At 67.2% G+C, this 25252-nt stretch carries 22 protein-coding genes; 8 read left to right on the plus strand and 14 right to left on the minus strand.

What is annotated here, in order from left to right; genetic code table 11:
* Nucleotides 1–42: 42 nt before the first annotated feature.
* The 6 genes from G5C50_RS22120 to G5C50_RS22145 all read right to left on the minus strand — a co-directional run bounded on the left by G5C50_RS22120 (nucleotide 43) and on the right by G5C50_RS22145 (nucleotide 9397).
* Entirely contained in the window at nucleotides 43–2889 is a 2847-nt protein-coding gene (locus G5C50_RS22120) for a hybrid sensor histidine kinase/response regulator (RefSeq protein WP_165073050.1), read from the minus strand.
* Entirely contained in the window at nucleotides 2886–3635 is a 750-nt protein-coding gene (locus G5C50_RS22125; protein WP_165073052.1) for a chemotaxis protein CheW, read from the minus strand. The genes G5C50_RS22120 and G5C50_RS22125 overlap by 4 nt, the downstream gene beginning before the upstream one ends.
* Nucleotides 3632–4960 carry a CheR family methyltransferase gene (locus G5C50_RS22130; RefSeq protein ID WP_165073054.1) on the minus strand — a complete coding sequence of 443 codons (1329 nt, stop codon included), beginning with the start codon at nucleotides 4958–4960 and terminating at the stop codon, nucleotides 3632–3634. The genes G5C50_RS22125 and G5C50_RS22130 overlap by 4 nt, the downstream gene beginning before the upstream one ends.
* Nucleotides 4961–5427: 467 nt before the next feature.
* Nucleotides 5428–5883, minus strand: a complete 456-nt coding sequence (locus G5C50_RS22135) for a chemotaxis protein CheW (RefSeq protein ID WP_165073056.1) — start codon at nucleotides 5881–5883, stop codon at nucleotides 5428–5430.
* 28 nt (nucleotides 5884–5911) lie between these two features.
* Entirely contained in the window at nucleotides 5912–7963 is a 2052-nt protein-coding gene (locus G5C50_RS22140; RefSeq protein WP_240907311.1) for a methyl-accepting chemotaxis protein, read from the minus strand.
* 69 nt (nucleotides 7964–8032) lie between these two features.
* Complete coding sequence (locus G5C50_RS22145; RefSeq protein ID WP_165073057.1) at nucleotides 8033–9397, minus strand: transporter substrate-binding protein; 1365 nt, start codon at nucleotides 9395–9397, stop codon at nucleotides 8033–8035.
* A 261-nt stretch (nucleotides 9398–9658) separates the two neighbouring features.
* Here G5C50_RS22145 and G5C50_RS22150 point away from each other — a divergent pair, with 261 nt between their 5' ends.
* Together G5C50_RS22150 and G5C50_RS22155 are read left to right on the plus strand one after the other, a co-directional pair.
* Nucleotides 9659–9904 (plus strand): hypothetical protein, encoded by a 246-nt coding sequence (locus G5C50_RS22150; protein ID WP_165073059.1) that lies wholly within the window; start codon nucleotides 9659–9661, stop codon nucleotides 9902–9904.
* On the plus strand, nucleotides 9901–10305 hold the full coding sequence (locus G5C50_RS22155) for a type II toxin-antitoxin system death-on-curing family toxin (RefSeq protein WP_165073061.1): 405 nt from the start codon (nucleotides 9901–9903) through the stop codon (nucleotides 10303–10305). Before G5C50_RS22150 ends, G5C50_RS22155 begins: the two co-directional genes overlap by 4 nt.
* Before the next feature lie 14 nt (nucleotides 10306–10319).
* Here the strand turns inward: G5C50_RS22155 and G5C50_RS22160 are convergent, their stop codons facing one another.
* Both G5C50_RS22160 and G5C50_RS22165 read right to left on the minus strand, forming a co-directional pair.
* Entirely contained in the window at nucleotides 10320–11744 is a 1425-nt protein-coding gene (locus G5C50_RS22160; protein WP_165073063.1) for a DUF2252 domain-containing protein, read from the minus strand.
* A 189-nt stretch (nucleotides 11745–11933) separates the two neighbouring features.
* Nucleotides 11934–12857, minus strand: a complete 924-nt coding sequence (locus tag G5C50_RS22165; RefSeq protein WP_165073065.1) for a hypothetical protein — start codon at nucleotides 12855–12857, stop codon at nucleotides 11934–11936.
* A 520-nt stretch (nucleotides 12858–13377) separates the two neighbouring features.
* On the opposite strand from G5C50_RS22165, the gene G5C50_RS22170 reads away from it, so the two are divergent.
* Entirely contained in the window at nucleotides 13378–14328 is a 951-nt protein-coding gene (locus tag G5C50_RS22170) for a choline/ethanolamine kinase family protein (RefSeq protein WP_165073067.1), read from the plus strand.
* Nucleotides 14329–14396: 68 nt separating this feature from the next.
* On the opposite strand, the gene mscL is transcribed toward G5C50_RS22170, so the two are convergent.
* The 4 genes from mscL to G5C50_RS22190 form a co-directional block, all read right to left on the minus strand.
* Nucleotides 14397–14843, minus strand: a complete 447-nt coding sequence (gene mscL, locus G5C50_RS22175) for a large conductance mechanosensitive channel protein MscL (RefSeq protein WP_165073069.1) — start codon at nucleotides 14841–14843, stop codon at nucleotides 14397–14399.
* A gap of 232 nt (nucleotides 14844–15075) precedes the next feature.
* Nucleotides 15076–15750 (minus strand): hypothetical protein, encoded by a 675-nt coding sequence (locus G5C50_RS22180; protein ID WP_165073071.1) that lies wholly within the window; start codon nucleotides 15748–15750, stop codon nucleotides 15076–15078.
* Nucleotides 15751–15845: 95 nt separating this feature from the next.
* Complete coding sequence (locus G5C50_RS22185; protein WP_165073073.1) at nucleotides 15846–16250, minus strand: hypothetical protein; 405 nt, start codon at nucleotides 16248–16250, stop codon at nucleotides 15846–15848.
* A 237-nt stretch (nucleotides 16251–16487) separates the two neighbouring features.
* A complete protein-coding gene (locus tag G5C50_RS22190) occupies nucleotides 16488–16877 on the minus strand; it encodes a DUF1801 domain-containing protein (RefSeq protein ID WP_407673581.1) in 390 nt (129 codons plus the stop codon).
* A 148-nt stretch (nucleotides 16878–17025) separates the two neighbouring features.
* On the opposite strand from G5C50_RS22190, the gene G5C50_RS22195 reads away from it, so the two are divergent.
* Nucleotides 17026–17277 (plus strand): RNA polymerase sigma factor, encoded by a 252-nt coding sequence (locus G5C50_RS22195; RefSeq protein WP_165073075.1) that lies wholly within the window; start codon nucleotides 17026–17028, stop codon nucleotides 17275–17277.
* Nucleotides 17278–17525: 248 nt separating this feature from the next.
* Nucleotides 17526–19406: an RNA polymerase sigma factor gene (locus tag G5C50_RS22200; RefSeq protein WP_240907313.1), complete on the plus strand. Its 1881-nt coding sequence runs from the start codon at nucleotides 17526–17528 to the stop codon at nucleotides 19404–19406.
* 210 nt (nucleotides 19407–19616) lie between these two features.
* Here the strand turns inward: G5C50_RS22200 and G5C50_RS22205 are convergent, their stop codons facing one another.
* Nucleotides 19617–20120 carry a DUF1801 domain-containing protein gene (locus G5C50_RS22205; RefSeq protein WP_240907314.1) on the minus strand — a complete coding sequence of 168 codons (504 nt, stop codon included), beginning with the start codon at nucleotides 20118–20120 and terminating at the stop codon, nucleotides 19617–19619.
* 959 nt (nucleotides 20121–21079) lie between these two features.
* Here G5C50_RS22205 and G5C50_RS22210 point away from each other — a divergent pair.
* A complete protein-coding gene (locus G5C50_RS22210; RefSeq protein ID WP_165073079.1) occupies nucleotides 21080–23365 on the plus strand; it encodes a DEAD/DEAH box helicase in 2286 nt (761 codons plus the stop codon).
* 171 nt (nucleotides 23366–23536) lie between these two features.
* On the plus strand, nucleotides 23537–24019 hold the full coding sequence (locus G5C50_RS22215; RefSeq protein WP_165073081.1) for a hypothetical protein: 483 nt from the start codon (nucleotides 23537–23539) through the stop codon (nucleotides 24017–24019).
* A gap of 93 nt (nucleotides 24020–24112) precedes the next feature.
* On the opposite strand, the gene G5C50_RS22220 is transcribed toward G5C50_RS22215, so the two are convergent.
* Nucleotides 24113–24325, minus strand: a complete 213-nt coding sequence (locus G5C50_RS22220; protein WP_165073083.1) for a hypothetical protein — start codon at nucleotides 24323–24325, stop codon at nucleotides 24113–24115.
* Nucleotides 24326–24484: 159 nt separating this feature from the next.
* Between G5C50_RS22220 and G5C50_RS22225 the strand changes: the two genes are divergently transcribed.
* Nucleotides 24485–25078 (plus strand): class I SAM-dependent methyltransferase, encoded by a 594-nt coding sequence (locus G5C50_RS22225; protein WP_165073085.1) that lies wholly within the window; start codon nucleotides 24485–24487, stop codon nucleotides 25076–25078.
* Nucleotides 25079–25252 lie beyond the last annotated feature (174 nt).

The raw sequence follows: 25252 nt of genomic DNA on the forward strand, positions 1-25252 counted from the left end.
CCCCCGCGAGGGGGGAAGGCCGTTGGGGTTCAGATCTCGACATCAACCCCGCGCCTCACCGATGAGATCCACGACCGTGGCCAGGAACGTCTGGTCGTGGAAGCTGCTCTTGGTCAGATAAAAATTCGCGCCGGCGTCGAGGCCGCGGATGCGGTCTTCTTCGCGGTCCTTGTAGCTGACGACGACGACGGGGATCGACCGCAGGCGGGGGTCTTTCTTGATGAGGGAGACCAGCTCGATTCCGTCCATGCGGGGCATGTCGATGTCGCTGACGACGAGGTCGTATCGGCCGGAGCGCACCGCGTTCCAGCCGTCGACGCCGTCGACGGCGACGTCCACCTGATAGCCCTGGTTTTCCAGGAGCTGGCGTTCCAGCTCGCGGACGGTGATCGAGTCGTCCACCACCAGCACGCGGCGGGCTCGCTTCGATTCGCCGTCAGCGGCCGACGCGGCGGAATCGCCCCCCAGTCGACCCACGCGACGGCCCGTGAGCAGGTTGTCGACCGATCGGATCAGGTCCTCGACGTCGATGATCAGGACCGGCCAGCCGTTCTCCAGGACGGAAGAGCTGTTGAGGTTGGGGACGCGTCCCAGCCGGCCGTCCAGCGGCGCGACGCGGAGGTCGCGCTCGCCCAGGAACTTGTCGACGACCACGCCGAAGCGGTGGCTGCGGTCGCTGGCGATCACCACCGGCAGCCTTCCCGCCGGCCTTGGGGTGGATTCCAACTCCAGGATCCGCGAGGCCTCCACCAGCCCCACCGGCTGGCCGTCGACCTTCATGTGCGGCTTCCCCTCCAGGTCGACCAACTCCTCCGGGGCGACGGTCGCAATCCGGTCGATCCGATTCAGCGGGAACGCGAAGGGCTCGCCGGAGATCTCCACCAGCAGCGCCCGGATGATCGACATCGTCAACGGGAGCTGGAGCGTGAATTTGGTCCCCTTCCCCAGCCGCGTCGAGACGCGGACCGTCCCACGAACGGCTTGCACCATCGTCTGCACGACGTCCAGGCCGACACCCCGGCCTGAGATCTCCGTCACCTTGTCCTTGGTGGAGAAGCCCGGCAGGAAGAGGAAGTCCAGCAGCTCCGCCTCGGTCATCCGCGCGGCCATCGGCTGCGTGGTGAGCCCCTTCTCCACGACCTTCTCCCGCAGCCGTTCCACGTCGATGCCGCGGCCGTCGTCTTCCAGGACGATCTGGAGCATGCCGGCCATGTGGCGGGCCTCCAGGCGGATCGAGCCGGTTGGGTCCTTGCCGGCGGCCTGACGCTCGTCGGGGGGCTCGATCCCGTGGTCGAGCGAGTTGCGGATCAGGTGGTTGAGCGGGGCGTCCAGGCCGTCGAGGATGTCGCGGTCCACGCCCACAGCCTCGCCGACGACCTCGAATTTTGCCTGCTTGCCCATCTGGCGGGAGACGTCGCGGACCAGCCGGGGGAATCCGCGGACGCCGTCCGCCAGGGGCCGCATCCGGCTGGCCAGCACCTCGTGATGCAGCCGGCCGGAGATGTCCTCGCCGTTGCGCGCGAACTCCTCGATCGCCTCCAGCGAGCCCGTCAGCCCCTCCTGGCAACGCATGGCCTCGTCGCGGGCCCGCGAGAGCATGGCGCGCTCGACGCCCAGATCGCCGTCCGTCCCGGCGTCGGCGGTGAGACGGTTCTCCAGGGCCTGGAGCGTCTCCAGCAGGCCGGCCTGCCGCCGCTTGAGCGCCAGCAGGTCGTCGAGGAACGGCCGGAACCGCCTCGTCTGCACGAGCGACTCGCCCGCCAGCCCCATCAACCTCGTGAGGCTCTCGGCCGTGACTCGCACGACCCGATCCGCCCCCTCGGCCGACGCGGGGACTGGTGCGGCCGGCTTCGAAGGTCGCGCGGGCTCGCGCTCGACCGGCTTCGCGGGGGCCTTCGCCGCCGGCGCGGGGGCGGCCTCGGCGGGAGCCGGTTCCGGAGGCTTCTCGGCCGCCGGCTGTGGTTCGACGACCGGGGTGGCGGCGGGCGTCTTGCCGGCCTCGATCTCCGCCAGGGCGGCGGTCAGCGCCTCGACCTCGCCGGCCTTCGCCTCCTGCCACGCGGGCAGGTCGGGCTCGCGGACCTGCGAGACTTCGGTGAGGAAGTCGACCCCGCGCAGGAGGGCGTCGACGGCCCCCGTCGGCAGCGTGATCTTCCCCTTCTGCGCGGCGACGAGGACGTCCTCCATCGCGTGGGCGACCTTCACCCCGGCGTCCAGGTTGACGACCCGCGCGGCCCCCTTGATGGAGTGCGCGGCGCGCATGAGGGGCTCGATGGCGCTGGGAGAAGAATCCTGCTCCAGGCCCACCAGGCCCTGCGAGAGCACCGCCAGCCGTTCTTCCGCCTCCATGCGGAAGAGGTCCATCAGCGAGAACCCGCTGAGATCTTCGGGAGGCGGCGCGGGCTTCGCGGCGGGGGGCGGTGGAGGCGGCGGCGTGGGCTCTGGTTCTGGTTCAGCAGCGGGCGGCGGCGCAACCGCCGGGGCCTTGCCGGCCTCGACGTCGGCCAGCTCGGCGCACAGGGCGTCGACGTCGCCGGCGCGTTCGGCCTGCCAGGTTTCGAGGTCCGCGTCCTTCACCTTGGAGACGTCGGTGAGGAAGTCGACCCCGCGCAGGAGGACGTCGACGCCGGCCGACGAGAGCGTGAGCTTCTCCTTCTGGGCGGCGACGAGGACGTCCTCCATCGCGTGCGCGACGCGGACGGCGGCGTCCAGGTTGACGACCCGCGCGGCCCCCTTGATGGAGTGCGCGGCGCGCATGAGGGGCTCGATCGCCGTGGGCGAGGCGTCCTGCTCCAGACCCACCAGGCCTTGCGAGAGCACCGCCAGCCGTTCCTCCGCCTCCATGCGGAAGAGGTCCATCATCGAGAACCCGCTGAGGTCTTCGCTCATTGGCCGATACTCCGGAGCGCGGCGAAGACGCGGGTCTCGTCGAGGAAGCCCACTGTGCGGTCTTCCCAGGGGATGACGGCCTGGCTGAAGCTGACGGTCGGGTTGGCGAGCGTCGAGGGGACGGCCTGGAGCGAGCCTCGGGCGAAGTGCTCGACCCCAAGGACCTCGTCGGCCCCGAAGGCCCAGACCTCGGCCCGCTCTCGGTCGCGCAGGACGATCAGCCGCTCGCGCGACGAGGCGCCGTCGCCGCTGGGTTTCGGCTCGGGGAGGCCGAGCAGACCTTGCATGGAGAAGCAGAGCTGGAGCTGTCCCCGGAGGTTGACCAGTCCGCGGAGCACGGCGTTGGTCCGGTGCGGGACGCGGTGGATGGGCCGGGGGAGTGCGGCCTCGACGACCGTCGAGGTGCGAAAGGCCAGCCACTCGGAGCCCAGGCGGAAGATGAGGGCGCCCACGTCGTCGCGCCGGCCCTGCTCGTCGCGCGAGGCGGCCAGCTCCTTCTCATCGTTGCACTCGCTGTCCTCGCTCAGCCAGCGGGTCCACTCGTCGAGGTACCCGGAGGGCGCTGGACGGTCGAAGAAGGCCCGCGCGGCGGAGGCGAAGACGGGGCAGTTGCGGCAGTGGACGTGGGCCTTCAACTCCGGACAAGTCTGGTCGCCGCCGACGCCGATGGTGTTCCAGCAGTCGTCGAGCCCGGGAGCCCTGAAAATCGGCAGAGCTTCATCGTCGAGGCCGAGAGTGTGGTTCATGCGTCGGGCCTCCGGTCGGGATCCGTCTTGTTATCGGCATGCGCGGCCCGGTTCCTCAAGGCTCGTTCGGCGCGTCGACGGAAACCGGCCGCGGCGGCGGAGTCTCCCCGACGCTCGGCCAGCAGGGCCAGCGCCAGCAGCGCCTCGTCGTGGTTGGGGTCCAGGTAGATCGCCTTGCCGAAGCACGTCTCGGCCTCCGACCGTCTCCCCGCCGCCTGATGAATCCCCCCCATCAAGGCGAAGACGACGGCCGACGGCCCCGCCCGCCGAAGTTCGCGCTCGCAACAGGCCAGGGCCTGGCCGTGCCGGCCTGCGTTGGCGTGCTCGATCGCCTGCTCCGTCAGCGGCCGCGCGTCCTCGGCCGGCGGACAAGGAGCGGGAGGCGGCGGGGGCTTCGGCGCGATTGGGATGGAGGGCTTCGGCCTCGGGGGCGGACTCAGCGACAGCGGCGGAGGTTTCGGCGGCGCGGGGAGGGCCAGCTCGATCGGGGCGTCGAACGACCGAGCGAGCGCCTCGCCGGGTCGACGACGGCGGTAGGCGAACGCGCCCCGCCCGGCGGCGGCGACGAGGCTCCGGGCCTCGGCCGAGGCCCCCAGCGAATCGGCGTGGCCGACGATCAGGACGCCGTCGGGCGCCAGCATCCGCAGCAGGTTCAGCTCGGCCCGGGCGCGGGCCTCGCGGTCCAGGTAGATCAGCAGGTTGCGACAGAAGACGACGTCATACGGAGACCCCTCGTTCGCGATCGCCGGGTCCAGGACGTTCCCCAGGCGGAAGTGGACGCTCGGGCGAAGTCCCGGGACGATCTCGAAGGCCTCGCCGATGCAGCGGAACCAGCGGGCGACTCGTTCCGGCGACACGCCCCGCACGGCGTTCCTCGAATAAATTCCGCGACGCGCGAACTCCAATCGCGCCGCGCTGACGTCGACGGCGTCGATATGCTTTCGCGACGCCGGCAGCCCCGCCTCGTCGAGCGTCGCGGCGATCGAGTACGGTTCCTCGCCCCCCGCGCAGGGGAGGCTCAAGACTCGCATCGGCTCGCGCGAGGGCCGGGACGTCCAGCCGGCGCGCGCCAGGTCGCGGAGGAAATCGAACGGGGCTCCGTCGCGGAAGAACCAGCTTTCCGGGACGACCACCTCGTCGATCAGGGCCTGCAACTCGGCCTCCGACGAGGCGGCCAGCCGTGCGTACTCGTCGACGTTATGCACTCCCGTCGCCTTCATCCGCGTATTCGTCGCGCGCGGCACCACCCCCGAGCCGATCGAGGCTCGGTCCAGCCCCAGCCGCTCGTGCAGGATGGCGTCGAGGACGTGGTGGGGGGAGGACATGGGATGGGCCTAGAGATCTTCTGCCATAAGGAGAGTTGATTGCTCCGTAGATCTGGTGAGGACAGGCCGCGGCATGTCGGAACTCTCACCTTACGGACCATAAATGGAATCGCTGTCGATAAGTTGTTTGGGACAGACGACGAATCGAGTCTCACCGCCGGTCGCCTCGACCCCCCAGGGCTGGGCGGTGTCGATCTCGACAATTTCTCGTCCGTCGGCATCTAACCGATGGCCGACGACTAGGCAGGCGACAGCCCCCCAACAGGGGTAACGACTTCGGGCGTCAAGATCCTCGACCGTGACGACAGGTACCTTCTCCACGAACGACCAATCAACCCCGGCGGCGTCGGTCAAGCAGCACTCAACCCATCCCGGGTTCGACTCGTCTGTGAACCGGCGAATCTCAACTCTAACAGCGACCATGAGACTCCCCCGGAACCTCGGAGTAGATTCCCTTCCTTCGGCCTTCATTGTACCTCGCGGCGGTCGGAAGTCGTCGGGGCGTCGAGGACCTTGTCGACCAAGAGCAACTGGATCATCCCCGAGTTGGTTTCGGCGATGCCCCCCAGGTAGGGGGCGTTGGGGATCGTCGTGGGGATGGGGGCGAGGGCGGCGGGGTCGACGGGGGTCAGGTCGTCGACGTGCTCGGCGACCAGGCCGAGAAGTTCGCGGCGATCGGGGGCTGCGCCGCCGCGGTCGATCAGGATGATCCGCGTGCTGAGGCGGTCGGGGGCGGCCGTGGAGCCGAGCAGCATCCCCAGATCGACGACGGTGACGACCTCGCCGCGGTACTCGAACACCCCCGTCAGATGCGCCGGGGCGTGCGGCAAGGGGCGGGCCCGAACCCGGGGGACGACTTCCACCACCCTCTTTGCGTCGACCGCATAGCGCTGGCCGGCGGCCTGGAACGTCAGGAGCAGCACGCGGGCCTCCAGGGTCGTTCGAATGGGATCAGGCGCCGGTCGTGTGAGCGGGCGGTTCCAGAGCGCCGACGGAGAACCGCGAGACCTCCTCCTTCAGGCCGCCGACGGCCTCGCGGAGATGCGCGGTGGCGCTGTTGAACTCGCGGATCGAGCTGCTCGTCTGGCCGGCGACCTCGCTCAGCCGATGCATGGCCTCGCGGATCTGGTCGGCCCCCTGAGACTGCACCCGCATCCCCTCGGTCACCTGTTCGAACCGTTCGTCGAGGCCCTGGACGCCGGCGATGACCTCGCCGAGCCGGCCGCCGATCTGCTGGACCTCGGTCACCACGGCGCGGACGTGCTCGCTGAATTTGTCCATCTCCATCACGCCGGCCGAGACGCTGTACTGCATCTCCTTGACCATCCGCTCGATGTCGAGCGTGGCCACGGCCGTCTGGTCGGCCAGGCGGCGGATCTCACGGGCGACGACCAGGAAGCCCAGGCCGTACTCGCCGGCCTTCTCGGCCTCGATCGCCGCGTTGATCGACAGCAGGTTCGTCTGGTCGGCGACCTTCGTGATGGTGGTGACCACCATGTTGATGTTGGCGGCGCGCTCGCTGATGACCGACAGCTTGGAGCTGATCGACCCGGTGCTCTCCGCGAGCTGCCGCATGGTGCCGTCCATGCCGGCCAGGCCGTCGCGACTCCCCGCCGCCTGCTGGGCCGTCTGGCGGGCGACCGAGTTGACCTCGGTCATCGTCTTGAGCAGTTCCTGGCTCGTGGCCGAGATCTCGTTGACCGCCGCGGCGGCCTCATTGGTGCTGGCCCCGTACTCGTAGACGGACTGCTCCTGCTGCTTGGAAGTCGCCGCGATCTCCGTGGCCGTCGACAGCAGCGCGATGCTCGATTTCTGGATCTTGCCGATCAGCGATCGCAGGTCGCCGTTCATCTTGCGGATGGCCGTCAGCAGCAGGCCGACCTCGCCGGCGGCTTGCTCCTGGCAAGAGGCCGTCAGGTCGCCGGCCGCGACCCGCTCGGCCAGCGCGGCGGCCCCCCGGATCGGCCGGGTGATCGACCGGGCCATCCGCCAGGCGGCCAGGACGACCAGGGCCGTCGTCGCGGCCATCAGCGCGCCCACCGCCCAGCGCTGGCGGTGAATCATGGCGAAGGCCTCGCCGTGGTCCTGTTTGACGATGAGCCCCCATCGGAAGGCTGGGATGTACGACCAGGAGGCGACGACCGGCTGGTCGCGGTAGTCCATCACCTCGCCGTAGCCGTGGACCCCCCGAACGGCGTACTGGAGCGCCGTGCCGGCCATTCCTCCCATCGGCAGCCGATGACGGAAGGCGGCGTCGGGCATGTGCCGCAGGGGTGAGACGTAGATGATCTCGTTCCCCTTGCGCATGCCGACGATCGCCTCGCCGGTTTCGCCGAGGCCGCTGTAGTCCAGGAAGCCGCGATACATCTCGCGGTTGCCGATGCGGAGGGCGACCATCCCCACCAGCAGACCGTCCTTGAGGACCGGCTGAGCCAGGAACAGCGCGGGGTCGGCCAACCCGGGATAGGCCTGGAAGTCGGCCGTCTCACCTTGCAGGAGCGTCCGCGAGCGGCGGAAGACCTCGGCCAGCTCGGAGTCCCGCAGCGGGCCGGTCAGGAGGTTCTCGCCGAAGTCGAGGTCCTTCTTCCACTCCAGGAGCGGCCGGCCGGCGACGTCGAACAGGTAGAGGTTCTCATATCCGTAGGTGTCGCAGAAGAGCCGCATCGAGGGCTCGGACCGCCGCCGGACTGCCTCGGCCGCGGCCTCGTCGTTCGCCGCGAGCGCCTTCGACATGTCCTGCGCGGCCGTCTGGGTGGCGACGAGTTGGCCCAGGACTGTCAGGTTCCCCTGCCGCTCGCGGATGAAATTGTTCAGGTCCTGGGCCCGCGACGCGGCCACCGTCTGGAGCTGGTTCCGCAGGCCCTTCTCCAGCGATTCGGTCGCCAGCCCGTTGGCGATGTACGTCAGCAGGGCGCAGGGGATCAGCGAGATCGTCAGAAAGCCCAGCATCAGCCGGGGGCCGATCCCCATCCGCGAGAGCTTCGATCGGAGCGAGGTCGTCATGTCAGGCGTTCCAGCGTCTGAGTCAAAGCCGGGCGGATGAGTGGGAGATGGGCGGTCTCGACGGTTCGCCTAACGCGGCGTCTCACGCGGGCCCGCCGCCGCCCTCACGGTCCCTCGAGGACCCCACACAACTGGAGGCGGCGGGGGAGCGGCGGCCTTCGCCGACGGCGAAGGCGCTGTGGTCGATGATTCAGGGAGGCCCGACTTGCCGTCGACCCGCCAGCGACGGAGGGCCGCCTCCCAGATCGACCGGGTGCGGAAGACCGGGAACGGCGTCGGCCGGATCGGCTGCTCCATCGCCCAGACCTGTTCGATCCGGCCGGCCAGGGTGATCTTGCCGACCCGGATCGGCCGCCAGACGTGGATCATGTCGATGTCCATTGCCACCACCCCCGCCCCGGTCTCCAAACTCTGCCGCGAGAGGTGGTCGCGAACCTCGGTCGACTCGATCGACTCCCCCTCGGCCACGGCCTGCGCCCACATTTTCACCGCGAAGTACATCGAGACAGACGGATCGCTGGTCGTCCGATCGCTTCCGAAACGGGCCTTGAACTTGTCGACGAGGCGCCGGGAGGCCTCGTCGCCGGCCGAATGGAAATAAGACCAGACCGCGTACCGACCCGCGGTCTGGTCGTGGGGGAGCCGTTGTAGATCGTCCTCGGAGACGCGGAGGCAGACCATCGGCAGCTTCTCGGCCGTCAGGCCGGCGGCCGTCGCCTGCTGAAAGAGGGCGCGGTTGGCGTCGCCCACGATTGAGCTGACCACTACGTCCGCGCCGGCGCTCTTCATCGCCGCGACCAGCTCCGTTACGCCCTTACCGTCGACCTTCACGAATTCCTCGCCGACCACCGAGCCCCCCAGCGCCTTGAGCTGGTCGCGGACGACGGCGTGGATTGCGTACGAGGAGACGTCCTCGATCCCGGCCAGGAAGAACTTCCGAGCCTTCAGCGAGTCCATGCACCACGAGACGGCCGGGACCGCCTGGTTGTTCGGCAGCGGGCCGAATCCGACCATGTCGCGGGCGTACTCGCAGCCCTCGTACTGGCCGGCGTTGAAGACCAGGATCTCCCTTGACTTCGCGGCGTCTTCCATCTCGCGGCGGCAGGCCGAGGTCAGGCCGCCGAAGAGGGCGCAGACCTTGTCGGCGTCGACCAGCCGGCGAGCCTCGCTGCGGAACGTCTGGGGGTCGGATCGGCCGTCGCCGATCACCCACTTCACCTGCCGGCCGAGCAGCCCGCCCTGGGCGTTGATCTCCTCAAGGGCGAGCACCGCGGCGTCGAGCATCGGCTCCTCGACGACCGCCAGCGGTCCGGACTGCGAATGCAACAGCCCGACCACGATCGGCGCTTCGGCCCGACGGAGCCACTGGGAACCCCCGTGCAGGGCCGCCGCCAGCAAGGCCGCCGCCAGCGCCCCGAGTACCCAACGCAGCATCGCCGCGACCCCCCTGAGCCGATCGCCATCCCAAGACCGTCGCGCAGGCTAAAACCCGCATCGCATTGCACACATTATAACCCACCATCGCAACGCGGGCCGCCCTTGTCCGGCAATCTCTCTCTATTCCCCCGGCGCGACCGGAACCTCCCCAGGTTGACGCGTGTCTGTGAGTCGACCGGAAGGAGGGGTCGACGTATGATGACTGTGGCGGATTTGCCGAGGCCCTCTGGCCCATCCCATGGAAAAAGGAAACGCCCGATGGTCGTAACTCTGCGCCGGGTCGGCGACGAATGGAGCTTCACGGTGGACGACCAGCTCATCAAGAAGCTCGGCTGGTCCGCCGACACGTCGTTCAAGGTAGACCCGACGCCCGACGGCCGGGGCGTGACTCTCTCCCCGGCCAACGATGACGTGGCGGTCGACGACCGCGCGGAACGCATTCGTCGGATTGGAAAGGGGATCGCCGACCGCCATGACAGCGTTCTGAGGAAGCTCGCCGAATGAGCCCGGATTTCCTCAGCGTCGTCGACATCCTCGAACTGCACCGGATCGAGGTTGAGCGACACGGCGGATCGGACGGAGTCCGCGACCCCGGGCTGCTGGCTTCGGCCGTCGCGCAACCATCCGCGGGGTTCGGCGGCGAGTTCCTCCATGAGGATCTCTTCGCGATGGCGGCGGCCTACCTTTTCCACATCGTCAAGAACCACCCCTTCATCGACGGCAACAAGCGGACCGGCTTCGTCGCCGCCCTGGCGTTCCTCGAACTCAACGGCCTGATGCTTCAGGAAGCCCCCAGCGAGATTCTCTACGAAGCCACGATGGCCGTCGCCGAGGGCCGGATGTCGAAGGCCGAGCTGACCGAGGCGCTTCGGGCTCTCCCCTGGGGGCCGACGGCGTCGGGCTGACGTCTGACGGGCCGTTAAACGGGCTCCTCGGCGATTGGGATTCGACCGGCGTCGGCGGCTCGGCGAAGCTCCTGGTAGTCGCGTTCGGTCTGGTCGGCGTAGGCGACGGCGAAATCGGCGACGGCTTCGTCGAAGGCGTCGGAAGACCCGAGATAGCCGCTGATCGCGGCGGGCTCTCCGGAGCGGGCGTGCGCCCTTGCCAGGCACCAGCCGCAGAGTTCGGCGTACTGGCGCATGACGCCGGGGGGGTAAACTTCCACGCGCATCTTGATCTTCATGTCGCGAAGCTGGCGGACGTGGAAATGCCGGCCCGTGATTCCCTCCGACCACCCCAGGAACAGGTCGCTCGCCGACTGCATGAGCTGGCACCCCACCACCACGCGCTGGCCATGGTTGGGATGGACGCTCGGGCCGGCGTACCGTTCCAGGACCGAGGGGCCGGCTTCCTTCACCTGGAGGAACAGCGGATCCGCGTCGCCGGCTGTCAGCAGCAGCACGGCGCAAAGCGTTCCGACGCTCCCCACGCCCACGACCTTGATGGCGACGTCCTGAAGTTGGAATCGATCCAGGAGGACGCGGCGATGCTCCGGCAGGGTCTCTCGGTAGGCGACGAACGCCTTGCCGACCCGCTCCATCACCTCCTCGCGTCCTTCCTCGCGCCAGTGGAAGATCAGCGGCGGGTCGTCGCGGATCGTGGGCGTCAGCGCCTCGGTCAGGGCCAGTTCGGGATGGGCGTGGTCGCGCACGCTCCGCTCGCGCGCCCGATCCAACCGCTTCCGAGCCCGCTTGCGGGCCTCCTCGTCGTGGACCGATTCGATCAACCGCTCGACGTCGATCGCCGCGTACCAGACGTCCAGCTTGCGCATCTCGCTGAACTCGGCCATGCGCTCGCGGTAAGAGCGCACGCAGGCGAGGGCCGAGTCGCGGGCCGTATCCTCGTGGAAGCCGTTCTCGCGGCCGGCCAGGATGAAGCTGGCGGCGAGGCGTTTGACGTCCCATTCCCAGGGGGCGGGCAACGTCTCGTCGAAGTCGTTGATGTCGAAGATCACGCGGCGCTCGGGCGTGGCGAACGCCCCGAAGTTGCCGAGGTGGCAGTCGCCGCAGGCCTGCACGCGCAGGCCGGTCATCGGCGTCCCGGCCAGGTCGGCCGCCATGCCCAGGGCCGACCCCCGATACCACGCGAACGGCGACTTCAACATCCGCGCGTTGCGGATCGGAATGAGATTCGGCAGCCGCCCGACGCTCGACTCTTCCAGCAGACGAACCGGGTCCGCGCGATCGTCCGCCGGCCGCCAGGCCGCATGAGCCCTGCGCGGGCACGACTCGCGCAGGCCCTTCCCCTGCTCCCGGAGCTTTTTTCGAGCGGGATCCCGCCCGAGGGCTTTCGCTTCCAGTGACGGAGCGGTTTTCCTACGCGAACTCTGCGCGGAAATCGCCATGACCTGACCGCGCCTTCCGGACGAGGGACGCCGAACGACTTCACCCCGAGGAATCCGATCGCGAACGACCGACGACGTGCCGTCACTCCAGCATATAACACACGCCCCGCCCTCGCGAGGGGCCGCGCCGGCGTTTGCGAATATCGCCGACCCTTTCATGGCCGTCGATCAAGCGGCCGACGCCGGCCTTCAAGGATCGTTGCTCCGACGCCCGCCTCTCGGTCGGAATTCTCTCATGGACCCTGGATCGAGGCTCAGATGATTCTCGATTTCCACGGCCCTGCAATAGACCGTCCCCAGAATCTCGTCGTCGGTCATCGCCCGCATGTTCTTCATGACCTTGACCCCGGCTTCCAGCAGCGCGGCCGGAATCCTTCCTCGGAGGTTGCCTCCTCTGGGAATGCTGATGCGCAGCCAGGATTCGTCGTTGCGCCGGATCGGTGCCACGTCCAGGGAGGCGACCGCATCGACCGCGAAGCCCCGATTGGTCAGGTAAAACCGAATCAACGCGGCATGCTGGGGCGCCGCTCGGTCGAGGCGGCTCGTCGACCGGTCGTCCGGGCGTGAGAGGTCCGGCGAGAGTTGCTGGAGCGCCTGCTCCCAATCCGCGGGGACGCCGATCGTGGCCTGGTCGATCTCTCCTTCCGCCGCCGAGACCAAGGATGCGGCGACAGGGCGGATTTCTTCCTCCAGAAACCGAAGCGACTCGCGCAACCGCGATACGTCTCGCTCGACCTTGGTGCTCAGCGTCTCCGGGAGCAGGCGAAGGTAGCTGTAAGGCCCGTTGAAGTTCGCATCCGCCGCCATGTTCATTCGCTTGCCCGAGGCGATCTCCGGGCCTAGCGTATCGGTGATCGTTCCGCGATCCCGACTCCCCCCTTTGTTCGAGCGTTTGTAGCCCAGAGGAAAGGCGAGATGGATCATCGGACGGCCGCCCGCCTCCATGTCCTCCTTCACCAGCCGGATTCCGAGGACGTTGGGATCCAGCCCGCGCAGCCATCGCACGATATGATGAAGGAACCCGGCCGCACCGTCATCGGCCCCAGCCGTGCTCGGGTCTTCCGGCTTGATGAATCGACCATACGCATGACGGTTGTCGATCTGGTCGTTCAAGGCATGTCCCTTGTGCAGCATCAAACACCAGCCGTTCACTGGGAATGCTCACGCAAAGGCTGTCGACGACCTCGCTTCTTCCGCCAGGACAGAGGAGGTCCCGAAGGCGTCGTCAACCGCGGGCCGTCGGCAATTTCGGTGCTAACGGCTGGGGATCGTCTTCGATGGATCGGGAATCGTCTGGCCGGGTTTCTGCCTCCGGTCGCCAACTTGATGCATGCAGCGGCGGTTCCCGTCGATACGCGTCGCATCTCGTCCAGGAAGTAATCCGCGGGCGTCTGACACACGCTCGAAGTTTTCCTGAAATCGCCGAGCCGGCAAGGACGTGGCCGCGGAAGGCTCGCCGGCCGCTGGTTGCGAGCCCGAGCGGCGGCTTGAGTCGCTTGTAGGGGTATGGGATCATCGTGACGGCCGTCGGTCGACGGACCTCCCTCGCTTCGCAAGTCTCTCCTCGGTCGCCAGGCGTTCGCCCGTGCCTGGTCAGGTCGAATCAGCCCTGGGCCGTGGATCATCGCCGGAATTGAAGACGACAACGATCTCGATCGACCAGGTCATCGACCGGATCCCCGCCTGGTCGGACCGCTCTCCCGTCGTGACGCCGCTCGTCGGGGGGCTGACGAACCGGGCCTATCGCGTGGACGTGGGGGGCGAGGCGTTCGTCGTGCGCATCCCGGGCGCGGGGACCGAATGGCTGGCGATCGATCGCGGCAATGAGCTTTACAACACCCGAGCCGCCGCCGAGGCGGGGGTCTGTCCGCGAGTCGTCCACCACTTCGACGACGTCAACGTCATGGTCCTGGAATTCATCCCCTCCGAGACGATGACCTCGGAGTCGATGCGACGCCCCGGGATGCCGACCAGGCTCGCCCAGGTCCTCAAGAAGCTGCACGCGGGGCCTCGCTTCTTGCACGATTTCGACATGTTCGCGCTGACCCGGCGCTACCTTCGGATCACGCAGGAGCTGGCGATCCCGATCCCGGACGACTACATCGGCTACCTGCCGGAGGTCGATCGGATCGAGGCGGCCTTCGCCCGGCGGCCCGTCCCGACGGTCCCCTGTCACAACGACCTGCTGGCGGGAAACATCCTGGACGACGGCCGCCGACTCTGGCTGATCGACTTTGAATACAGCGGCAACAACGACCCGACGTTCGAGCTGGGCAACACATGCCAGGAGCTGGAATACGACGAGCCGCGCGTCGAGGAGATGTGCGCTGCGTATTTCGGCGACGCCTACCCGGACAAGCTCGCCCGGATGAGGCTCAACATCCTGCTGTCGGACGTCGGCTGGACGCTCTGGGCCGCGATCCAGTGGAAGGTCTCGACGATCGACTTCGACTTCTGGAGTTGGGTCGACCAGCGCTGGAACCGAGCCCGCGCCGCCCTGAACTCGCCCGAGTACCGCCAGTGGCTTCACGTGCTCGAAAGCACCGAGCCGACGACCCCGCCCGGGTTTGGCTTCGAGGTCTGAAAAGCTCGGCAGTCGTGGGGGAAAGCTTTCGGGGCCAGGATGGTTTCCTGGAGGCGCTCCAGGAGAGGCTAGGGCGTCCCCTGTTGAGGGGCTTTCAGCAGGTCGCGGATCTCGGTGAGGAGTTCCTCCTGACGGCTCAGGACGGGGATGGCTTCGTCCGGTCGCTTGGGGCGGATCAGCCAGCCCAGGAATTTCACGAGGAAGAGGAAGAGGATCGAGGACATCAGCAGGAAGTGGATGATGTCGCCCAGCAGCAAGCCGATATGGACCGTGCTCCCCCGGGCCGTGAACTGCCAGTGGGTGTAAGGCCGCTCGCCCGGGATCAGGATGGCGATCACGGGCATGATCAGGTTCTGGACCAGGGAATCGATGATTTTGTGGAACGCGCTGCCGATCATGACCCCGATCGCCAGGTCGACGACGTTCCCCTTGAAGGCGAACGCCTTGAACTCGTCGAAGAGGGTCCACGCTTTGCCGGCGGCGTGGTCCAGGGTGGACTTGGTGTCGAGCGGCATCGGCGATGAGCTCCCGACTGTGGCGACTCGGTCGTGGACCGTCGCCCGGTGATCCTGCTGTCTTGCTGGATGGGGGCCGGGGCCGCAGCGCCCCGGCTCGCCTCAGTCTACCCGTACGGACTCCGCCTGGAATAGCGCCGGGTTGCCGGGGAGAACAGGGCCGAGATCGACTTTCCCCGGCCTGGTCACGCGGTTCGACCGGTCGGGGATGGACTCGACTTCGGAGGCGGCGTCATCCTCTGCGCCACCAGGGCTTGCGCTTGAGTCGGAAAGGCCGAAGGTCGCGTGCGACCCGAGCGTCGAACTCCGCCGTGGCGATGATCTCAATCATCCGCCGCCGGACCAGCGAGAGCGGATGGTCCGGGAATTTCTCGTCGTACTTCGGATCGTCCGAAGGGATGGAGCGTATGGGCTTGCGGCGAACGAACGTCGTGTAGTCGACTCCCGGGGGGATCAACTCGGGCTCGCCCTCGGGCGTCGGCCAGGCGTCACGGTCCAGCATCATCACCGCGGCCTCGCGGATCCCGGTCGTGCCCCGTTCCACCGCCTCGATGTTGACCTGGAACCAGCAGTCGCGGAACGGCAGCCAGAGGATCGCGACGTAATAGATGCCCAGACTGTTCGGGTCGGGCGACCGGTACTTGAACACGCCGCCCAGCGTCTCGAATCCGGCGACTTCGATGACCTCGACGGCGATCATCGCCCCGCCGTTGGCTTCGCATTGCCGCCGGTAGAACTCGCGAGCCTCGCCCGGCTGGGTCAGGTCGAAAGGCCAGTCGATCGCGTCCGAGCCGTGCTGAACCGTCTGGGCTATCCCGCGAGGGCTCATCCAGGCCGCCCTGATCAGCCCGCCTTCTCGCAGCTCAAAATCGGACGGGTAGAACCGGAGCGATTCGACCGTAAGCATGCCGCCTCTCCCCTCAGTGATTTCGATGCCAGACCTCTACCCCACCCTCGCCGTCCGTTCGCCGACATCGGGAGTCTTGGTCGGATAATCCCGGGTCAGAGTTCGTCGATGCTTTCATCGACGACTTCGTCGATCCCGGCGGCCCGGTCGCGGGCCAATCGGTAGATGCTCTCGTACCTCGGCTTGAAGAGCACGATCTTCTTTTCAAGCTCCTCCGGCGTCTCGACACCAATCAGAAAGGCGTACGGCACCGGCCTGAAATCGACCGGTTCAAGCATGTCCCTCACCGCCTCGAACAGATCATGAGCGATTCGCCGATCGAGAGAGGCGATGAAATCCCTTCTGCACGGATCGCATAAAACTAATAAGTCGATGAGAAGAAGACGGTTGGCCAGTTCGCTGAAATTGATCTTTCTGGATGTGTACAAAGATAGCAGCCAGCGGCACGTTTTCAGGTCATGCTCGCAACGGCCGATAGGATCCGACGTGGGGTTCATCATCCTACCCGCCCCAAGGCCCGGAGTTGGCCAGGCATCCCAAGAGAGGGAGTCTCGGCAGACTCGGGAAGTCTTGGAGGGAGCCAACTGTTTCTTTTCCGCCACATGGTGGGCAACCTGCGACCAGCTTTCTGGGGTCGAATGTGCTGGAGGTCGTCGAATCCGTGGCCACGCCCCTTCGCGGCTCGTCGACGAGGCCGTGACGACCCGGAACATTCGCCTTTGGGGCGGACTTCGGGCTTATCGCTTCTTGCCCCCGACGCCGGGCACGGACGCGACTTGTTTCATCCACGCCGCGATCTGGCGTTCGTCGAGGTCGTCCACGGATTGGAGCTCCACGCCCCGCGTCGACCTGCCCATTCCCACGGGCGTCACCGGTGGTACGGGCTCGAGCGCTGCGCCGTTGATGAACATGAGTTTGACGTGGCCGGCGAAGCCGCCGCAACAGAAACACCAGCCGTCGCCGACCCCATAGTACGACATGCCCCACTTCACGGAGCGCTGCAAGCCGGGCGGCGTCTCGGCCGCCAGGGCGTCGACCCTTTCGGCGATGCCGCGCTGCGGTTGCGGCAGGCTGGCGATGTAGGCGAAAGCGGTGGCCTGTTGCCAGGCACCCAGAGTTGGTTGAATAGGTGGCCCAGGAAATGGGTGACTGGCCACACATGGCTCACTTCGGGGGTTCTCGACCCAATCGCCGGAAAGTTGCAACCGAGGCGGCCGCTCATCACATTACAAATCGTCGGGAGGGGGGAACCACGGCGGCTCACGGAGGATCGGCATGGCGATCGGGAAGAAAACGGCCCTGGCGGGGCTGGGCGCTCTCCAGGAGTTCGGCGCATTCGGCGGCCTGACCGACGGGCAATTGCTGGAGCGGTTCGGCGCGGGATGGGGGGCCGGCGCTTCGACGGCGTTCGAGGTCCTCGTGGCCCGGCACGGGCCGATGGTCCTCCGGGTCTGCTCCTCGTGTCTGGACGACCACCATGAGGTTCAGGACGCCTTCCAGGCCAATACTGTTCGGCACGGGAATTGAGCTTCAGAAGAAGCGATGGAAACCTCCCTTCTCCCCTGGTGGGAGAAGGTGGCCGAAGGCCGGATGAGGGGGCTCCCAACGTCCGCCGACGGTTATGACCCCCCTCATCCGCCCCTATGGGGCACCTTCTCCCACCAGGGGAGAAGGGAGGCAATCGCCTCCGATGGCTTCTATGCAAGTCGTGCCGAACAGTATTGCCCTACGGGGCACCTTCTCCCACCAGGGGAGAAGGGAGGCAATCGCCTCCGATGGCTTATATGCAAGTCGTGCCGAACAGTATTGCCTTCCAGGCCACGTTTCTCGTCTTGTTGAAGAAGGCTCGGCGGCTCTGGGTTCGCGACTCGCTGGGGCCCTGGCTGCATCAGGTCGCCATGCGGACCGCCCTGTGCGCCCGGGCGAACGCCGCGAGACGGAGGAAGCTCGCGCAGGCCGTCGCCGACCGAGCGGACGCCGCGGCGGGCGAGGACCGCCGGATCGGCTTCGAGCTGGAGGCGGTCCTCCACGCCGAGATCGATCGGCTCCCGGAACGCTATCGGGCGCCGATCGTCCTCTGCGACCTGGAAGGGCTCACCTGCGAGGAGGCGGCGCACCGGTTGGGGCGGCCGGTCGGCACGGTCAAGAGCTGGCGCTCGCGAGGCCGCGACCGCCTCCGCTCGCGACTGCTCAAACGGGGCTTCGCACCCGCCGCCTTCCCGCTCCTCGCGATCAACGGCGAAACCGCCCGCGCCGCGATGGCGCTCGCCCGATCTCTCCCCGCCGAGTGGACGTCCGGGAAGGTCTCGGCGTCCGTCCAGGGCCTCGTGCAAGGAGCGCTCAAGTCCATGCTCGTCCTCAAGCTGAACGCCGCCGTCGCCCCAGCCCTTTTGCTGACGTTCGTCACCACCGGCCTCGCCGCCTGGGGCTTCGATCGAGAGGCCGGGCCGAAACGCGACGAGAACCGGAACCAACCGGCGGCCGTCACTCCGACGTCGGCCCCCGTCCCGATCGCTCCTCATGCCGTGGCCGGCGAGGGCCGTCCGGCCGTCGAATGGCCGCTCACCCTGCGGGAGGCCCTCCGGATCGGGCTCGAAAGCTCCGACCGAATCGACTCGGTCGCCGTCGAGGGGTCCGAGACGATCGTCAGGCCCCGTCGCGTCGGCAATCCCCTGGTCTTCAAGGCTGAGTCCGAGGTTCACGTGAGGAGTATCGAGACCCAGTACTGGCATCTTCTGGCCTCTCGTCGGGCGGCCGAAGGCTGGGAACGGGCCTCGGAGCTCGGCCGAGAACTGAAGAATCGCGAGGTCGCCAGGGTCGCCGCCGGCGAGAAGGATCTCGAAGGGCTGGAGCAGACGATCCGCGTCCTGGATCGAGCACGAACCGAGGCCGACGGCGCCCAGCGAGACGCGAAGGCCGCCGAGCAGACGCTCCGCAGCCTCCTCAAGACGTCGGAGACCGACGACAGGCGGATCGTCCCCACCACGCCCCCGAGGACGGAGGAACGGAAGCTGGATTGGGAGGTCGCCCTGCGGGACATGGGCCGCAACCACGCCGGAATCCTGCGGGCCGAGGCCGTGGTCAGGGGGCCGGAGGCACGGCGTCAGGTCGTCCACGAAGCGACGCACGCGCTGAGCCGAATCTGGTTGGAGCTGGATGCCAATTACAAACAACTTCAAACGGCCTCGAAACGCCGCGAGGCCGCGTCCGCCGCCGCACAAGCCCGGCGCGCCGCGTATGAGCAGGGGCAGGTCGCCGGCGCGGCTTACGGCGAGGCGATCATCCAGGCCGCCGAAGCCGCCGCCCTGGAGATGCAGTACCTGGCCACGTTCAACACCGCGATCGCGAATCTTGAAGAGGCCAAGGGGACCCTCCTGGCGTATCAAGGGGTCCGGATCGTGGACGCGAAGCCCGACGCTTCGCAGGGTGTCCCGTCCGTCGCCTCCGCCAACCCTCACACGCCCGAGGCCGGGCCGAATCCCCCGACTGAGATTCGCCCGAGCGTCCACCCCGATGGCCGCGTCGAGCCCGTGGCGATCGCGCCGGAACTCCTCCGGGGCGCGACGTACTCCTTCAACGTTTCCTTCGGCGCCGGCCCGAACCCCTATGAAATCCGGGGCTCGTTCACGGTCACGCCACCGGCCGCAGGCCGCTGAGTCGGCCTCTACGGTTAGGCTCGGGTCAGACAGACCCTGGCCACGCAGACCGAGTTTGGCGAGGCACGTCGACCGACCTTGGCCAGGGCCCGGAGTTGGCCATGGCCCGAATTTGGTCAGACACCCCAAAGGGGGATGGTCTGGCTGGATCCGGGAAGCTTTGGAGGGAGGCAACAGTGCGGACATCCGCCTTCGGGGCGGACTTCGGGCTTATCGCTTCTTGCCCCCGACGCCGGGCACGGACGCGACTTGTTTCATCCACGCCGCGATCTGGCGTTCGTCAAGGTCGTCCACGGATTGGAGCTCCACGCCCCGCGTCGACCTGCCCATTCCCACGGGCGTCACCGGCGGTACGGGCTCGAGCGCTGCGCCGTTGATGAACATGAGTTTGACGTGGCCGGCGAAGCCGCCGCAACAGAAACACCAGCCGTCGCCGACCCCATAGTACGACATGCCCCACTTCACGGAGCGCTGCAAGCCGGGCAGCGTCTCGGCCGCCAGGGCGTCGACCCTTTCGGCGATGCCGCGCTGCGGTTGCGGCAGGCTGGCGATGTAGGCGAAGACCGGCTTGTCGCCGACCGCAGCCTTGGCGGGGCTTGCCCTGCCGGTCATGGCTTCCGGCAGCGTCGTGGCGGCTTCGCCTTGCGCTTTCGTGCGTTCCGCCGTTTTCCGGACTGCGGATTTGGAAGTCTCGTCGGCCTTGCGGGCGGGCATGGTGGGATCCTCGAAACCCCGAACATTTTCGCCGTGCTCCCTACTCGACGGTACGAAGTCATACTTGCCGCCGACGAGGGCGTCAATCTCGTCGACCTTTCGAAGGCAAACCGCTTCAAGACCGCCTGGCCACGAACCGATAAACCTCTTGTGCTTTGCCAGTGCTCTGCGCCAAAACCTTATGCTACTCGGCGGTTCGCCGCCCAGTATTGCACCCGCCGCGAGCGGCAGGCGAGGCACCCACAATCGAAGGCCGGGTAGGTTATGCCTGCCCGGCCTTCGGTGTTTCCTGGGCTCACTGGCCGCCCATCATCTCTTCGAGGCGCAGCACTCATCGGGCCGAGACACCGGCCACCGGCTGTGAGACGGGTCACGCCCGTGGACCAGGCAACCCAGGCGGACGCCGTAAATCCGCCCTTTTTCGCACGACCCCTTCCACCCGCCGTCGTCCCCACAATGGTGTTGAATCGGCGGCGCGGAAGGACGAGACCGAAACCATATTGAAGGTGAGGGTTCTGGTTCGCACCGTTCCTTGGCAGGCCGGATGTGGTGGAGAAGCCGTCGCGGGACTTGCGGAAGTGCGCGAACGAAGCCGCGCGATGAGAAAGGCAAATCCTTGGCTGACAAGGAGTTGTCTTCGGGAAGCCGGTTGGCTCCGTTTGCGAGCGAAGCCGATTTCGGGTTCGCTCGGTTCGGCGGCTCGCGGATTGGCCCGAGTTATTCGCCGCGGGAGGCAGGACGATGATACCCTGGCTGCACCCGTTGCGATGCGGAGGTGGAGACGCTGGGTTTCGGGAAATCGCGTCGGAGGTCACACTGGAGGGGGTCTCGCGTCGGAGGCCGACTCGGAGCTGGGCGTCCTGTCATCGCCTGGTCGTTTTGTGGGATGGGCTTCAACCCGCCCTGTGCGAGAGAATCTCGATCGAGTCCCTGTCCACCTGCCTGGGAGAATGCGGCTGATGACGTTGGAGATTCCGACGCGCGAAGAGTTGTACGTGCGGTATGTGGACCAGTTGCCCTACACGCCCTACCCCGTCCAGGACCTTGCGCTGGCGGCCTGGTTCGAGTCCGAGGAAGGCGTCCTCGTCTGCGCGCCGACGGGTACGGGCAAGACCCTGATCGCCGAGGCGGCCCTCTTCGAGGCGCTCCATACGGGGAAGGTCGCCTACTACACGACGCCCCTGATCGCGCTGACGGAGCAGAAATTCCAGGAGATGCAGGATCGCGCGGTCGAGTGGGGGTTCCGTCGCGAGGACGTGGGGCTGGTCACCGGCAGTCGCAAGGTCAACCCGGACGCCTCGGTGCTCATCGTCGTGGCGGAGATCCTCCTGAACCGGCTGCTCAACCGGGCCGACTTCTCCAACGTGACGGCCTGCGTCATGGACGAGTTCCACAACTTCGCCGAGATCGATCGCGGGATCGTCTGGGAGCTGTCGCTCGGCATGCTCCCCAAGCACGTCCGCCTGCTGCTGCTCTCGGCGACGGTCGGAAATGCGGGCGAGTTCGTCGGCTGGCTGGCGACCCAACACGACCGCAAGATCAGGGTGGTGGAGGGCACAGAGCGTAAAGTGCCGCTGACCTACGAGTGGGTCCCCGACAAGTTCCTCAACGAGCACCTCGTCGTGATGGCGGGGGGCGACGAGGAAGGCCCCCGGACGCCCGCCCTGGTCTTCTGCTTCGACCGCGAGGAGTGCTGGAGCGTCGCCGAGAACGTCATGGGCAAGGACCTCAACCTGTCCGACGAGCAGAAGAAGGAACTCCACGACCGGGTCAACGCGATCGACTTCAGCCAGGGGGCCGGCCCCAAGCTCAAGCGACTGCTCCACCGAGGCGTCGGAGTCCACCACGCCGGGCTGCTGCCGAAGTATCGCCTGGCCGTCGAGGACCTCTTCCAGCGCAAGCTTCTCCCCGTGGTCGTCTGCACCGAGACCCTGGCGGCCGGCATCAACCTTCCGGCGCGTTCGGTGGTGCTCTCGTCGCTGGTGAAGGGCCCCTTCGGCGAGAAGAAGCTGATCTACTCCAGCATCGCCCACCAGATCTTCGGCCGGGCCGGCCGGCCGCAGTTCGACGACCGAGGGTTCGTCTACGCCCTGGCCCACCCCGACGACGTCGACATCGCGCGGTGGAAGGTGAAGTACGACGCCATCCCCGAGGACACTCGCGACCCGGGCCTGCAGAAGGCGAAGAAGGCCCTCAAGAAGAAGAAGCCGAAGCGCCGCGAGACCGAGCAATACTGGGTCGAGGGGCACTTCAACCAGCTCCAGTCCGCCCCGCCGGGCAAGCTCTACAGCAAGGGGCCGCTCCCCTGGCGGCTGCTGGCGTATTTGCTCGAAGTCTCGCCGGAAGTGGAAGGCATCCGCGTCGCGGTCCGCAAGCGGCTGATGGACGACCCGCGGATCGCCGCGGGCGAGAAGGCGCTCGACCGGATGCTGCTGGCGCTACAGGCCGGCGGGTTCGTGACCCTGAGCCCCGAGCCGCCCCCCCCGCCGGAGGACGGCCAGCCCCCGACCCCCTACACGCCGACCCTGGCCCAGCCGACCCCCGCGCTGGGGAAACTGCTGGCCTTCCGGAGCATCCATCCCCTCTACGGCGCCTTCCTGACCGAGATGCTGATCGAGGCCGACGCCGAGGAGCGCATCCAGGCGATGGAGAGCGCTCTGGAGATGCCCGGCCCGGTCCGGAAGCGTCTCCGAGTCCCGCTCAAGATGCTGGAGTCGGGCGCCCTCGCCACCTCGAAGCTCGACGCCGAGCTGATCCAGCGCGGGCTCATGATCGCGAAGGTCGAGAAAGAAGAGGAGGAAGAGGACGACGACGACGCCTGGGAAGAGCGGCCGCCGAGCTTCGCGGACAAGCTCCGGTCGTACTTCGACCACGTCTACCCCGAGGTCACCGACGTCCGCACGCACCCGCTCTGGTGCGCCGGCGAGCTGATCGAGTTCGGCGGCAACTTCAACAAGTTCGTGACGAGCCTCGACCTGACCAAGCAGGAGGGGATCGTCTTCCGCCACGTCCAGCGGATGATCATGCTCTGCGGCGAGTTTGAAAGGGCCCTCGCCCTCGAAGTCGACGCCGACGCCAACCCCGCCAACCTCGCCTGGCGGGCCGAGCTGCACGAACTGGCCACGAAGCTGACCGAGAGCTGCCGGGTCGTCGACCCCACCAGCACCGATCACCTCATCGAGCGGATCGCCGAGCCCGACATGATCGACGCCGAAGCCGCGAAGCTCGCCGGCGGGGCGACCTGACGTTCGGACTCGTTGGGGTCAACAACGACTTACAACTCGGTGTCGCCGAGGTGAAAGCTCGGCGAGCCGGGGCTGCTTGCGAGGGATATCAGGACGCTGACGTCTGCCTCCCCAGGAGCCTTGAGGAACTCATACCTAATTCGGGTATCATCCCTGACCCATCGGGCGCGAATGATCATCTTCCTTCGACGTTTGCTGCTGCTGTTGTCGCTGATGTTCTGGCAGGGCGGATTCACGTTCTACGGGGCGGTCGTCGTTCCCATCGGGAGTTCCCTGCTCGGCTCTGGAACAGAGCAGGGATTCATCACCCGCTCCGTAACGAACTACCTCAACCTGGCAGGTGTGGTGGCCCTGGCGATCTGGGCCTGGGAACTCGCGGCGGTGCGGGGTACTTCCTCCGGCGGCCGGCGGCTTCGCTTCTCGATCTGGACTGGTTGCGCGCTCTGTCAAGTCGCGCTGATCTGGATGCATTGGAAGCTCGATCAATTCCTGGTTCCAGAGGACGCGACGATACTCGATCCGCAGCGATTCCATTCGCTGCACGAGACCTACCTCACGATCAGCGGCGTCCAATGGGGAGGATGTCTCGTTCTCACGGCGCTGACCCTCTGGTCGTGGCGAGTCGAGGATAGCGCCCCTGTTTCTCCGTCCTGAAGACTGGTCCGCTCGGCCGGACGTGAAGGCTCGGCGAAACAACTTATCGGTCAAATTGCTAAGCGTATGCTTGCGCGAGTATGACTTGAGACGTCAGCCCTTCTCCTTTTTCTTCCTTGCGTCGCCTTTGTCGCCCCGCCTGCTCCGCTTGTCCGTCGCCGCTCGTTCTCGAAGCTCCAGGGCAGAGACCTGGAGCGCATCGCAGTTGCGAACGAGAAAGCCCACGATGAGCGCAAGCTCCCTCTGGGTGTAGCCCGCCGCGATCTCGTCCAACCTCGACGAGAAGCCCTCGAACAGCCTGGACATCGCGCCAAGGCGCGAAAGCACGACCCGGACGACGACCCGCCGGCGATCTTCGGATCGTCCTCGCGCTTCACGAAGCCGCAACGCTCCAGCCGGTCGACGGCGGCCGTGATCGCCCCGGTCGTGATCGCGGTCATCCGGGCCAGAAGGCCGGGTTGCGCGGTGGTACGCCCGGAACACGATCAGTACCAGCAGGCGGCTCGTGAGATCGCCCCCACGCTCCAGGGCGGCAGCCAGGTCCTCGAAGTGGCCCCCGGGCCGGGGTACTTCGCCATCGCCCTGGCCGAGTTGGGCTCGTTCCGCATCGTCGGCCTGGACATCAGCCGCTCGTTCGTCGAGATCGCCGCCGCCAATGCGGAGAAGGCGGGCGTCGATGTCGAGTTCCGGCAGGGCGACGCCTCGGCGGCCCCGTTCGAGGATGATTCGTTCGACCTCATCTACTGCCGAGCGGCCTTCAAGAACTTCTCGGATCCGGTCGGCGTGCTCAAGGAGATGCACCGCATGCTGAAGCCGGGCGGGAGGGCGGTCATCTCCGACCTGCGGAAGGACGCCTCCGCCGCCGACATCCAGGCCGCCGTCGAAGGGATGCACCTGGGAGCGATCAACTCCGTGCTGACCCAGTGGATCTTCCGGCATTCTCTGCTCAAGCGAGCCTACCTGCCCGACGACCCCCGACGCATGGCCTCGCAAACTCCCTTCGGCTCTTGCGAAATCGAGCCGGAATCCATCGGCATGAAGGTCTCGTTCCGCAAGTGATCCCCGCCGGGCCGCCCGGGCGTCGGGCGTCCCCGCCGACCGATGCCCCGACACCTCAGGTCAAGCGGTCGATGAGGGTGGGCGTCGCTCGATTCTCGAACATCGTGATGATGTAAGCCGTGGGTCGAAAATCGAGCGGTCGAGCGAGATTCTTGAGCGCGCCGGGGACGCTGC

The sequence above is a fragment of the Paludisphaera rhizosphaerae genome (assembly GCF_011065895.1).
Classification (GTDB): domain Bacteria; phylum Planctomycetota; class Planctomycetia; order Isosphaerales; family Isosphaeraceae; genus Paludisphaera; species Paludisphaera rhizosphaerae.